Source organism: Photorhabdus sp. RM323S (genome assembly GCF_042879375.1).
Lineage (GTDB): Bacteria > Pseudomonadota > Gammaproteobacteria > Enterobacterales > Enterobacteriaceae > Photorhabdus > Photorhabdus tasmaniensis.
Genome location: NZ_JBHFKZ010000006.1, coordinates 82,815 through 95,502, shown reverse-complemented (window position 1 = coordinate 95,502; position 12,688 = coordinate 82,815). Strand labels below are relative to the sequence as shown.

Annotated in this window: 12 protein-coding genes; 8 read left to right on the top strand and 4 right to left on the bottom strand. The window is 42.6% G+C overall.

Translation table 11 applies throughout. From position 1 onward, the window contains the following. Positions 1-21 precede the first annotated feature (21 nt). A complete protein-coding gene (locus tag ACGF7G_RS04820) occupies positions 22-1,101 on the top strand; it encodes an AI-2E family transporter (protein WP_387463882.1) in 1,080 nt (359 codons plus the stop codon). 158 nt (positions 1,102-1,259) lie between these two features. Here the strand turns inward: ACGF7G_RS04820 and bcp are convergent, their stop codons facing one another. Then, on the bottom strand, positions 1,260-1,730 hold the full coding sequence (gene bcp / locus ACGF7G_RS04815) for a thioredoxin-dependent thiol peroxidase (protein WP_387463881.1): 471 nt from the start codon (positions 1,728-1,730) through the stop codon (positions 1,260-1,262). Between the two features lie 26 nt (positions 1,731-1,756). Continuing rightward, positions 1,757-2,302, bottom strand: coding sequence for a glycine cleavage system transcriptional repressor (locus ACGF7G_RS04810; protein ID WP_133812721.1), 546 nt, complete (start codon positions 2,300-2,302; stop codon positions 1,757-1,759). A 256-nt stretch (positions 2,303-2,558) separates the two neighbouring features. Here ACGF7G_RS04810 and dapA point away from each other — a divergent pair, with 256 nt between their 5' ends. From dapA to ACGF7G_RS04775, 7 genes are all read left to right on the top strand, one after another. Beyond that, positions 2,559-3,458, top strand: coding sequence for a 4-hydroxy-tetrahydrodipicolinate synthase (dapA, locus tag ACGF7G_RS04805; protein WP_387463879.1), 900 nt, complete (start codon positions 2,559-2,561; stop codon positions 3,456-3,458). A 16-nt stretch (positions 3,459-3,474) separates the two neighbouring features. Then, positions 3,475-4,524: an outer membrane protein assembly factor BamC gene (gene bamC / locus ACGF7G_RS04800; RefSeq protein WP_387463878.1), complete on the top strand. Its 1,050-nt coding sequence runs from the start codon at positions 3,475-3,477 to the stop codon at positions 4,522-4,524. A gap of 292 nt (positions 4,525-4,816) precedes the next feature. Continuing rightward, positions 4,817-5,530: a phosphoribosylaminoimidazolesuccinocarboxamide synthase gene (gene purC / locus ACGF7G_RS04795; protein WP_387463876.1), complete on the top strand. Its 714-nt coding sequence runs from the start codon at positions 4,817-4,819 to the stop codon at positions 5,528-5,530. Positions 5,531-6,123: 593 nt separating this feature from the next. After that, on the top strand, positions 6,124-7,839 hold the full coding sequence (locus tag ACGF7G_RS04790; protein ID WP_387463874.1) for an ABC transporter ATP-binding protein: 1,716 nt from the start codon (positions 6,124-6,126) through the stop codon (positions 7,837-7,839). After that, positions 7,836-9,488: an ATP-binding cassette domain-containing protein gene (locus tag ACGF7G_RS04785; protein ID WP_387463872.1), complete on the top strand. Its 1,653-nt coding sequence runs from the start codon at positions 7,836-7,838 to the stop codon at positions 9,486-9,488. Before ACGF7G_RS04790 ends, ACGF7G_RS04785 begins: the two co-directional genes overlap by 4 nt. Before the next feature lie 92 nt (positions 9,489-9,580). Continuing rightward, positions 9,581-9,847 carry an antitoxin of toxin-antitoxin stability system gene (locus tag ACGF7G_RS04780; RefSeq protein ID WP_387463870.1) on the top strand — a complete coding sequence of 89 codons (267 nt, stop codon included), beginning with the start codon at positions 9,581-9,583 and terminating at the stop codon, positions 9,845-9,847. A 129-nt stretch (positions 9,848-9,976) separates the two neighbouring features. Further along, the gene (locus ACGF7G_RS04775; RefSeq protein WP_387463869.1) at positions 9,977-11,185 is read left to right on the top strand and encodes an alpha/beta hydrolase; all 1,209 of its coding nucleotides are present in this window, start codon (positions 9,977-9,979) and stop codon (positions 11,183-11,185) included. Between the two features lie 17 nt (positions 11,186-11,202). On the opposite strand, the gene ACGF7G_RS04770 is transcribed toward ACGF7G_RS04775, so the two are convergent. Together ACGF7G_RS04770 and ACGF7G_RS04765 are read right to left on the bottom strand one after the other, a co-directional pair. Next, the gene (locus ACGF7G_RS04770) at positions 11,203-11,430 is read right to left on the bottom strand and encodes a phosphopantetheine-binding protein (protein WP_387463868.1); all 228 of its coding nucleotides are present in this window, start codon (positions 11,428-11,430) and stop codon (positions 11,203-11,205) included. Positions 11,431-11,462: 32 nt separating this feature from the next. Next, positions 11,463-12,686, bottom strand: a complete 1,224-nt coding sequence (locus ACGF7G_RS04765) for an ABC transporter permease (protein ID WP_387463867.1) — start codon at positions 12,684-12,686, stop codon at positions 11,463-11,465. Positions 12,687-12,688: the final 2 nt, after the last annotated feature.

Below are 12,688 nucleotides of genomic sequence, written 5' to 3'. Positions count from 1 at the left end.
TGCTATCAAGGAGCCTGGTCAATGCTGGATATGATTATACAGTGGTATCGCCGTCGGTTTACTGATCCGCAAGTTATTGCGTTGTTTGTCATCCTCCTGGCAGGGTTTTGCATTATTTATTTTTTACATGGCATTTTGACGCCATTACTGGTGGCGATTGTTCTCGCGTATTTATTGGAATGGCCAACTGCCAAACTTGAGACGCTGGGATGTTCGCGGACAGTGGCTGTTTGTATTGTGCTGATTATTTTTTCCGGGATCAGCTTGCTGGTTATTCTGATTGTGGCACCAACGGCATGGCAGCAGGGAATTAATCTGTTGTCAGATATGCCTAATATGCTTAACCGGTTTAATGAATATGCTCAAACATTACCGGCCCGTTATCCGGCTTTGGTTGATGCCGGCATCATTGATATGATGGCCGAAAATCTGCGCAGTAAGATTTCAACGGCTGGAGAATCCGTGGTGAAGTTTTCGGTAGCTTCATTGATTGGTTTGCTGACATTGGCTATCTACCTGATTCTTGTGCCACTCATGGCCTTTTTTCTGCTAAAAGATAAAAACCAGATGCTGCAAGCGTTACAACGGGTTTTGCCACGTAACCGTATTTTGGCCGGGCAGGTATGGCGCGAAATGAATCAGCAAATTACTAACTATATCCGTGGTAAAGTGACGGAAATGGTGATTGTTGGTATCTGTACTTACGCTGTATTCGCATTTCTTGGGTTAGATTATTCATTACTGCTTGCGGTTCTGGTTGGGCTGTCAGTGTTAATTCCTTATGTAGGCGCGGTGATTGTTACTATTCCTGTTGTACTGGTTGCTTTATTTCAATGGGGCGTCGGGACAGATTTCTGGACCTTGATTATTGCTTATTTGGTTGTTCAGGGGCTGGATGGCAATTTACTGGTGCCGATTTTGTTCTCTGAAGCCGTAAACTTGCATCCGCTGGTGATTATTCTTTCTGTGATTACTTTTGGTGGCTTATGGGGATTTTGGGGCATATTCTTTGCTATTCCGCTAGCGACGCTGATTAAAGCCGTTATTCATGCATGGCCGGAGGAGATGGTTATAACAGAAGACGATGAAATAAAAGAATAAATCTATTTTTAATATGAAAGTGGACTTTGTATTTATTTCTGGGTTAATACCGGTTATTCGTTATTAGGGCAAGTACGGAATGGGAATCTCTCTCCCGTACTTGCCACAGGTATCTTGAGTTGCTGAATGAGTACGATTAATTTTTTAGCGGTTTTTTATTAAAGATACTGTTTCAGATAATCCACCACGATCTGATGGTGATCACTGGTCTTAAATTTATCAAAAACATGCTTAATATTACCTTTGGTATCAATCAGGAAACTGATACGGTGGATACCATCATAGGTTTTCCCCATAAACTGTTTCTCACCCCAGACACCAAATTGTTCAGCAATTTGATGATCTTCATCGGACAGCAATGTGAAGTTCAGCATTTCTTTCTCCACAAAGCGTGACAGTTTACTTGGGTTATCGGTACTGATACCCAGCACCTCAACACCTAATTCCTTTAATGTATGCATTTCATCGCGCAGACCACAGGCTTGTACAGTACAACCAGGAGTCATTGCTTTAGGGTAAAAATAAACTAAAACACGCTGACCTTCGAAATCAGACAAGTTGATTGTTTCTCCATCTTGGTCAGGAAGGCTGAATTGAGGGGCCTTATCACCGGCTTTCAATGGGCTCATCACGTATTCTCCGTTTAATCTTTCTACTAAAGTGGTTCAAGAATACTAATACTGCCTTGTGCATTTAGATCTGTACATAGCTTATTAAACGTCTGCTTAATAATTATGCCGTCATCATCTAATAGACTGTGAGCGGTAATCTGGATTTGTAGCCGGGCAGGGATATCATCTTCTGGTGACTGTGTTTTTGATACCAGTTCAGCAATATTAAAATCCTGCGTGGTAAACAGATTGGTAAACTGCTCAACAATACCGGGTGAATCATCAACATCAACCTTAACGGAAACCGTGGAAGGAAATGTTGTATGATCATCACATCTTGTACGTTTCATGACGAGAAGAAGATCCAGCTCGGCCCCTTTCTGTGGCAGCGAAGATTCAATCATGGTGATGGCGTTCCAGCTACCGGAAAGCAGCATAATGAAGGTGAATTCCTCACCAAACATCGCTAAACGGCTGTCTTCAATGTTACAACCACATTCACTCACAAGACGAGTGATCGTGTTGACGATACCAGGACGGTCAGCGCCTAAAGCGGTTATAACGAGAAAATGTTGTTCTGATTGTGGCAAAGTCACTTTTCCTTCTCTGCTGTAGTTTATTTAAGGTAAACACAAAAAGGGTATACTGCCAAGGTCAATCGTATCAAAGTTGCTCTATTGTTCTCATTCCCCACCTTTGAATTTCAATAAATTACTTTGGTTATCACTTCTTTTTAATGGAGATTATCCGGTATTAACAAAATTCATTGAAATCCTGTGTTAAATAGTTTCCTTCTGTATGACTAGAAAGTACCATTAAACTCTTGTTTGTATAGGGGGGTATGTAATGTCTAGCGGGAGTTTTGAATTTACAGGCAGCATTGTTGCACTGGTAACACCAATGGATGCGAATGGTCATGTTGATAAGGCCAGTTTGAAAAAGTTAATTGATTACCATGTTGCCAGTGGTACATCAGCGATCGTTTCGGTAGGAACAACCGGAGAGTCTGCCACATTGAGTCACGATGAGCACGGCGATGTTGTTTTGACAACGGTGGAACTGGCCGACGGACGTATTCCGGTCATCGCCGGAACAGGCGCGAATGCGACTGCTGAGGCAATATCTCTGACGAAACGTTTTGAAAACAGTGGTGTTGTTGGTTGCCTGACGGTAACGCCTTATTATAATAAGCCATCACAGGAAGGTTTATATCAGCACTTTAAAACGATCGCTGAACATACTGATTTGCCACAAATTCTGTATAATGTGCCCTCCCGTACAGGGTGTGATCTGTTGCCGCCAACTGTAGCGCGTTTGGCGAAAATTAAAAATATTGTCGCAATTAAAGAAGCTACAGGGAACTTAAGTCGTGTCAGTCAAATCCAAGAGTTAGTTAATGATGATAACTTCATCTTGTTGAGTGGTGATGATGCAAGTGGGTTGGATTTTATCCAGCTTGGTGGTAAAGGGGTAATTTCTGTTACTGCAAACATTGCGGCTGCTGAAGTGGCTGAATTTTGTAAGTTGGCGTTGAGCGGCCAGTTTGCAGAAGCGCGTAAACTGAATAACCGCCTGATGGATTTACACCATCAACTCTTTGTTGAACCTAACCCAATTCCAGTCAAATGGGTATGTTACAAATTAGGGCTGATTGCTGATGACACGCTGCGTCTGCCGATGACGCCATTGACAGATGCAGGAAAAGTCTCAGTCGAAAAAGCCTTGAAAACGGCTGGATTACTGTAAAATTTAGGGAATTTTAATGGCAATATTGTTGCAAAAATCAAAGGTGATGAAAGCTGCTGGTATGTCACTGGTAGTGTTATTGGCCGCGTGTTCTGGTGACCAAAGTTATAAGCGTCAGATCAATGACGATGACACGTATCTTGAAACTCCTCCTCTGAAAGCGCTGAATGTTCCTGCGGGTATGATATTGCCATTACAGAATGGTGAATATGATATTCCTCCAACAGTATCAAAAGGACAGGTTGGCAAAGGGCTTGATATTCGCCCACCGTCGCAGGCATTGGCCCTGTTGAGTGGCACCCGTGCTGAAAATAGTGTGAAGAGCAGTAAATTGCTGCTTGAAAACACACCTGAGAATAGCAATCTGTGGTCACAGATTAATCATGTTCTGCTGAAAAAAGGTTACAAAGTTAGCCAGCGCGATGATGCTGGTCAGACACTGACAACCGACTGGATTGAATGGCCGCGTGCAGATGAAAATGTTCCGTATCAGATTCGCTATCGTATCAGTATTGCACACCAGAGTTATCAGATTGAATTATCAGTGACCAATGAAGGACTGAGACAAGGTGATCAACTAATCACTGATCCTATCGAAATCCAACGTTATAACGCACTGATGCTCAATGAATTGATCGAAGGTGTGAACCAACAGCGTGAACGGATTAGTGATAATACAGCAGCCCGCAATTTGGGGCCATTAGATGTACAGAGTGGCGGTGATACTTCTGGGTTACCTCAGATGATTGTTCGTGCGCCATATAATATCGTCTGGGATAGGTTACCGGCAGCGCTGGAAAAAGCGGGTATGAAAGTGGGTAGCCGCAGCCGTTCGACGGGTTCTATCGCTGTAACTTATAAAGGTCTTAGCGCATCGGACTGGAAATCAATGGGGGTTAATGAACCTTCCATCAGCGAAGGTGATTATAAATTACAGGTTGGTGATTTGAATAACCGCAGTAGCTTGCAGTTTATTAGTGATAAAGGTAAACCGTTGACTCAATCACAAAATGATGAACTGGTTGCAGCATTGAAAGCCGCTTTCAGCCAGACGACAGGATCATAGATATAAATAAAGGGGCGAAATGAATTGCCCCTTTGTTGTAATAGTTAATGCAGCAAGTAATGGCCCTGAAAGAATTTTTGGATTCACGAAAAGCGGAATTTTATTTGCAGGTAATAATTCTGGTTATTTTAATTGGATGAGGAGAAGGCTGTTGGCCTAAAAATGAGTTCGTTTTGTAGACTAATTTGATAACGATAGAAAAAATCGACCTTTTGAACAGGATTTTGTTAGCAATCTGCTTTATTATTTATCTCTGACGTTTATTCAGTAGTGATATTTTGGAGTATATAAGATGCAGAAAAAAGCTGAGTTGTATCGTGGGAAGGCAAAAACGGTGTACACCACTGATGATCCTGATTTGCTGGTGTTGGAGTTCCGTAATGATACATCAGCATTGGATGGCGAACGCATTGAACAGTTTGACCGCAAAGGGATGGTGAATAACAAATTTAACCATTTCATCATGAGCAAACTGGAAGAAGCGGGTATCCCGACACAAATGGAACGTCTGTTATCAGACACCGAAGTCTTGGTTAAAAATCTGGATATGGTGCCGGTTGAATGTGTTATTCGCAATCGTGCTGCGGGTTCATTGGTTAGACGCCTTGGTGTTGAGGAAGGTGTAATATTGAATCCACCTTTGTTCGATCTGTTTCTGAAAAATGATGCCATGCATGACCCAATGGTGAATGAGTCTTATTGTGAAACGTTTGACTGGGTTAGCAAAGAGCATCTGGCTGAGATGAAAAGATTAAGCTACAAGGCTAATGAAGTATTGAACAAATTATTTGATGATGCCGGTTTGATTTTGGTTGATTTCAAACTGGAATTTGGTTTGTTTAAAGGGCAGGTGATTCTGGGGGATGAGTTCTCTCCTGATGGCAGCCGTTTGTGGGATAAAGAGACTTTAGACAAAATGGATAAAGATCGTTTCCGCCAAAGTCTTGGTGGCCTGATTGAAGCGTATGAAGAGGTAGCGCACCGTATCGGTGTTATTTTGGATTAATTGCGCAAACGATTACCTGGGCCGAAAGGCCCTTTTATTGATATAAATTCATTTTGGTTATAATTCTTTTATTTATTTTTTGTGACCAGATATTATCCGATAACATGGGTAGTGAATATAAATTAATTCAATGTAAGAGTAGATTACCGTTTTATTAGTCATAACTCGCTGAAATTATGGGCAACTCAAGGTGTGTCAATATTGAATGGAAATTCATTTATATAATCGCTATATATTTGTCAAAATCATTATAATTCGTTGGGATTATCACCGGTTTTTCCTCTATTTATGATTCATGGCTTGGAGCCAGTTATTTATTATTCACATTGGTGATATATCTTCCAATTAGGATGTTAAATAACCTTACGAAGGTATTGACATTATAGAATAAGATATAAATTTTGTTTTCTTGTGATAGTGTTTATAAAGACTTTAATCAGATAGTGATAAATGCGGATATTTTGCGATAATTGCATTTTGCTAACTGTGAACAAAATCTTGCTGTTGTAATCGATCTGTTATTAATAATCCCGATGTTGTGAATAACATCCCTAATTTTACTGAGGTGCCATAACCCAAAGATGGAAAACATCATGTCAAAGAAGTTAACTGTATGGCGGATATTGCTACATAGCGCCATACCGTTTAAGGGAACGGTTATATGTGCTTTTCTGGCTTTAGCCGTGACATTATCCTGTGATCTGAGCGGTCCTTATATTATCAGGAATTACGTTGATGAGGCGACATCAGGTACGACTGCTGATCAACTTATCGTACTGGCAATCATTTATATTTTTATCGCGTCGATTGGTGTGATCGGTAGTCTGGTAACCAGTTACATGAGCACTAAGGCCGGTTGGGGTATTGCTGATACCATTAGATATAAGCTCTTTCATCATGTGATGACTGTTCTACCTGTATTGGAAATAGAACGAAGATCGCAGGGCGAGTTGCTGGAAAATATTGAAGGCAATGCTGACATTATAGGAAAAACGATTTCTAAAGCGGGTTTCAAAGCCATTGCTAATTTAGCAATGACAATAGGTACATTGATAATTATATTCAGCGTCATGCCTCAGGCCGGTATTGCTATGGCTATTGTTGTCATACTGGTGGCCTATGTATTAATTCAATTAACTCGACTTTCTGTTCGTCGCTGGCTTATTGCACGCAATGAGAAAGCCCGAATCTTTGGTTTTATCGGTGATTCACTACATGCAATGGATGATTTACAACCATTGTCACAGGCGCATTGGCCGGCCACTGCATTTCGTAAGATGCTGTTGGTATTACTCAAATTTGAACGCAGTGCCTATATTGGTGGCAGAGCGTTTTGGCCAATTACTCAGCTCTTCTTTGCATTGTGTTTCGGTATAGGTTTTGGTTTTGGGCTTCAATTACTTGGTGAGAACAGCTTAAGCATCGGGACATTGACCATGATTTATCTCTACGTTGATAAACTTCGCGAGCCGGTGGAGGAGATGTCATCAGAGATAGAGCTGATACAGAAATTATTTGCTGCTTTATCACTGGCGACAAAAACGTTAAATGAAGGTGCGCCAGGTAAACCATCAAATAATTTGTTGCCGGATGGTCCTCTTTCTATCCATTTTGATAATGTTGATTTCAGTTATAACGGGGAAGAAGCACTGGTTTTGCATGGTGTTAACTTTTACGTCGCTCCGGGAAGTAAAATTGGCATTATCGGCAGAACAGGCGCGGGAAAAAGTACCATTCTTAATTTGATGTGTGGATTTGCGAGACCCGACTCAGGAAGAGTGACTATTGGCAATATTGATGTCTCAACAATTAAACCTGAAGAGTTTGCCAAAAAGGTTTCCGTTCTTAGTCAGCATTCTCATCTGTTTTCTGCAACGCTGCGAGAAAATTTAACGCTGTTCAGTGATGAAATATCTGACAAACAAATTTGGGAGGTCCTTGAGGAGTTAGATGCGCTTGAATGGGTCAGAGCGTTATCTGATGGTCTTGATACGCAGGTCGGCACTAATGGCCGAATGCTGTCAGAAGGTGAAATTCAGATGATTGCGGGTGCCAGAGTGATGTTGCAGCATTGTTCGCTGGTGATTATTGATGAAGGAACATCTCAGCTTGATCCTCGGACTGAAGCGAGTTGGCTGAAATTGCTTGAAAAATTAAGCCGCAATCGCACCGTAGTAATGGTCGCACACCGTCTTCACACGCTTTCAGCCGTTGATGAAATCATCATTGTTGATGATGGACGGATCCAGCAGCGGATCCCAGAAGCTGAAATCGCAACGTTAACGAGCAACCATGGACTTATTGTATGACTGTATCCAGTGTATCAACTAAACCTAAAATGTTACCGGCTTTGATTGACCTCGTGAAAAGGTTTGCGCCTCTCTATTTCATCACTATGGCTGTGTGGACACTTATGCATGGTTTTCCTCTACTGGTTGGTTATTTGATTAGTCAGTTACTGGATAGAGCGATGAATGAACCTGCTAACCCTGTGGTCTGGTGGTTACTTGCTTCTGCGATAGCAACAATGGTTTTACGATCGCTGGTTCTCTTCCTGGGATTAAGCCTGGATTTTACGCTGATCTTTAAAGTCAGTGCTTACCTGAAAGAACGGGTATTGTGGGGTGTGAGCCATTGTTCCCACAATCAGAGACACACTTTTTCGCAAGGCGATCTTTTGAACCGCATTCGTGATGACAGTGATGAAATTGCAGAATTTTTGAGCTGGACCTCTGATTTTCTCTACCGTGCCTTACTTTTAATTATCGCATTAGTTGTGCTTATCAACACCGACACAATAACCACGCTTGCTCTTATGCCTATGATTGCGGGCCTTTGGATTGGGGCGATACTTAAACGCAAAGTAGGTAATTTACAGGCGAGTAAACGTCAATCCCAGGGAGATATTGCCGGCAAGATTACTGATGTTTTAACGGGTATACGCGATTTGCGTCTTGGCAACAAAATTGAGGGGCAGATTGAGAGATTGTCGCAGAAATTTGTCAGTCGCCGGGCTATTCAAGCCAGACATCAGGTATTTACTGACCTGCTTTCTGGTTTGTTCAAAAATATTGTGATCCTTGGAACGTCAGCTGTTTTATTGATAGTCAGTAAACGAATTGTTGATGGCAGTTTTACCGTAGGTAATCTGGCATTATTTTTGACCTACATCGGCTGGATCAGTGAACAGATATTTTTCTTTGGTCGGGCCGTTGCCTATTACAAGAATGCTGATGTGTGTTATGGGCGAATCAAACAGCTTTTGTTAGATAAAAAAGAGACCAAAGAATATGAGCAAGATGAGAAAGGTGAGGCGCTGCATAAGTTGAGTGTTAATCATCTTGCCTGCTCAAATACTCAGCTCCCGGTTTCGTTTGAGGCGACGGCTAATCAAATTATTGGCATTGTTGGTGATATTGGCGCGGGTAAAACCACCTTTTTGCGTTACTTGATTGGCTTGGAAAAATCCAGTTCCGGCAGTGTGCTGTGGAATAACAGAGAAGTGTTGGGGAATGAAAACTGGTGGCGGAATCCACGTATCGGTTATGCCAGGAAGAAAGCAGGTTTTTTTGGTGGAACGGTAAGACAAAACTTAGCATTGGGTGATACGGATATTAACGATGATGTCATGGCAGCGGCTTTGGAGGCGGTAGGTTTGACTCCCGGATCATATGAATTACCGGAAGGGCTTGATACTGTCATTAATTCTGGCAATGCCGGGCAATTGTCGGGTGGTCAGCGTCAGCGTTTGGCTCTGGCCCGGATGCTATGCCGTCCTGCTGACGTTTATGTCGTTGATAACTGTGATTCGTCATTAGATGCAGATACGGCTCGTCGCTTGTGGTCCACTTTACCTGAGCGCTGGCCCGGTTTGTGGATTGTGGTTTCACACAATGCCGATCTGCTCGCTAAAGCTGACCATATTGTGACTGTTCAACGGCAGAGGAAATTAGCATAATCCACTTGACATCCACTTCTGGCTAAGTCGATGGAAGTGGGTGTCAATAATGAAATGGGATATATTTTTTCTATATCAAACGAGGAGAGACTATGGTTAAACAAGCTGTTTTTACTATGAAACTTGAATCAGATTTGCGTGATCACTTTATGGCTGCCACGGCAGCAGAGCACCGTCCGGTCTCTCAAGTTGTCCGTGAACTGATGCGTGAGTATGTTCAACGTCATAAATATCGCGCTTTCCTTCAGGAAAAGGTTGATGTCGCACGCCAATCTGTAAAAGAGGGTAACGGTGTTGAACATAGTGATGTAAAAACTATTTTTGCGGCTCGAAGAGAACAGGCAAAGGTTCGTAAGTGAACGTGATTTGGACACCTCAGGCGCTTTGCGATAGTGAGGCAATATGGGACGAGATTGGCAGTGAAACTGTCTGGATTTTAGCTTTAGTACATACATCACGGTTGTGGCCGTCGGAAACTGAGTAAAGACATGCTTGTTAAGCACTTAATTGCCACATTGGATGGGGAAATACAGGTATTAATAACTGTGTTGCTTGACGAGCAGTGGGAAAGGGCCAGGGAATTGATGAGTGAGCCATTGCGTATGGCGGCTGATGATCTGGCCTTAACAGCGTTGGCAGACAGTTTGTGTAACTCAGATATTGATATTATCTCCCGGCAGCAAAATGCTTGCCATCTGCGACTAAATACCTTGAATGGAAAATTCAACCTTTATATTGGGCTGAAAGATCAGCTAATTAGCTCGCTTATGCTGACTCCGTGCCCGCTACCTGATGCGCATGAACAGTCAGGCATCTTCACCGAAAAAAACCTAAGAGAGTTTGGTCTTGAAGATGTTCCAGACGGTCTGGTGTGTTTGCCATCCTCCCCAAATACTACAGCGCTTGTACTATTGGTTGCGGGTTCTGGTCCGCATTCGATGGATTATGATGTTGGGCCAAATCCACTGTTCCGCATGTTGGCACATGAATTAAGCCAACATGGTATCGCCAGTGTACGTTTTGACAAACGCTATTATCGCGCCTGTCAGGGGAATACCGACTCTGAGGCTATCGATCTCAACACAGAAATTATTGATGATGCATGCAATATTTTAGCTAGTCTGATGGAACATGCTGAATTCTATAATGTGCCCGTCTTCCTTATCGGGCATAGTTTCGGCGGATATGTCAGCCCGCTAATTGCAAAGCGTTTGCGGCAAAGATCAGGCAGAAATATTATGGGCATTGTGATGCTGGCTACGCCTTTTCGTAGTTTACTCCAGGTGATTTTATCCCAGTTACAAGATGTTAATTTGTCCCCGGAATGTACCGCCAGCCCAGATACCTGCGGGAAAAACACCACATCTCTCGCAGATTTCCTTGCCGTGCCAGATAGCTATCTCAAGCAGCTTAAGGATTACCACGCATTTACCTGCTTAAACAGCTTACCCGCAATGCTTCTCTTCTTCGTTCAAGGCGATCAGGATTTTCAGGTTCCGCATGATATTGACTTCACAATGTGGAAAACCGCATTGCAGGGCAATAAACAGGTGGCGTTCAAACTCTATACGGGATTAAATCATATTTTGTTGCCCACGACAGGATGTACCGGTAGCGAGGATTATCTGCAACCAAGGCAGATCCCAGCGCAGGTGATTGCAGATCTTGCTGCATGGATCAGCCACCACTCATCATGAAACAGCAGACTGTGACATTAATCTTTTGCCATCAGATTGACCCAGTCATTGATTGTCGGCCACCGGACCAAATCCGCAAATTTGACTGGATACCCTGCATATTTTAGCCGATCAACCAGCATCAGCATTTTTATCGAGTCGAAACCGATATCAAAAAGATTTTCATCTGCCGGTATGGCCTCAACTTCTGGGTGAAGAGCCATAATTTCCCGGTGTAGAATTTCATACAAAAGCTGATTTTTCATTGAGCCTCCAAAGTTGCATTAAACAAAACAAACTACAATTCCCTGATCCCTTCGATCGGTGCAGAGGCTGCTGCACGATGTGATGGATAGACACCAAACACTATCGTGATAAAGCATGCCGAGAGGGAAGCTAATAAAAAGGAGTAAAAAGAGAAACCAACAGCAATATCAAATAACGATAATATTCTGAAACCGATAAATGAGAATAATAATCCCAATAACGCACCCAATAATGAAATCAAAAATGCTTCGGTAAGAAACTGATAAAAAATATCGGAATAACTTGCGCCTACGGCAAGCCGTATACCAATCTCCCGTCTACGTTCTCTGACACTGATCAGAATGGTATTCATAACACTGACACCGGCAACAAAGAGTGTGACTGATGAAATTGCCAACAGGAAAAGGTTAATTTGTGATTGAGTTTCATGCAGTGTGTTCAACAACTCGGTGGTATTACGTATCTCATAGCTTTGTTGACGTTTAAACCGTGACAACCGTTCTTCAACGGCGTGTTTAACCGATTCGACATGGGCGGCATCTTTGGCTTTCAATACTATGCCATTGGGAGATGTATTGCCGAACAGTCGCACCAGATAACTGTTTCTTGGTAAAAACGCGGTATCATCGACCCCGGCATCCATACCTTCCCCTTTCTGTGCCAAGATACCAATAACCCGCATGGAGATGTCGTTGATCTTGATACTCTGCTCAGATGCGGTTTCCTTTTGCGGCAATAGTCGTTCGGCTAGGGAGGCACCCAAAACAACGACATTTGCCAGGGCAGCGTCTTCTTGTGGTGTATAAAAACGTCCTTGTTCAATGACCAAATTACGGATAACCGCTATATCCGCATTGGCACCGATTAATTGCGCATCAGCAGTGCCTTGTGGAGAAACTATTGTTCCTGTAGCCGTGGAAAAAAGGATGCTGTGGCTGATATGTGGATTACCTGAAAGTAACGTTATATCTGCTTGTGTCAGATAGTCATGATGAGAAGCAAAAGCGCCGTTTTCCTGCCCTTTGTATTTCACTGAAATGATATTACTCCCCATTGAGGAGACCATTTTGACAATATGATCCTGAGTTGCCGATCCGACGGCTTGCATGATCACAATTGAGGCTACCCCGACAGCAATACATAACAAAGTCAGGAAGACCCGTGTTTTATGTGCGGTAAGGGAACGTGCTGCCATCTTGAGATTAAACAGGATAACAGTAGAATAAACGTTAAACTTTAAGGATATTTTACTCATGC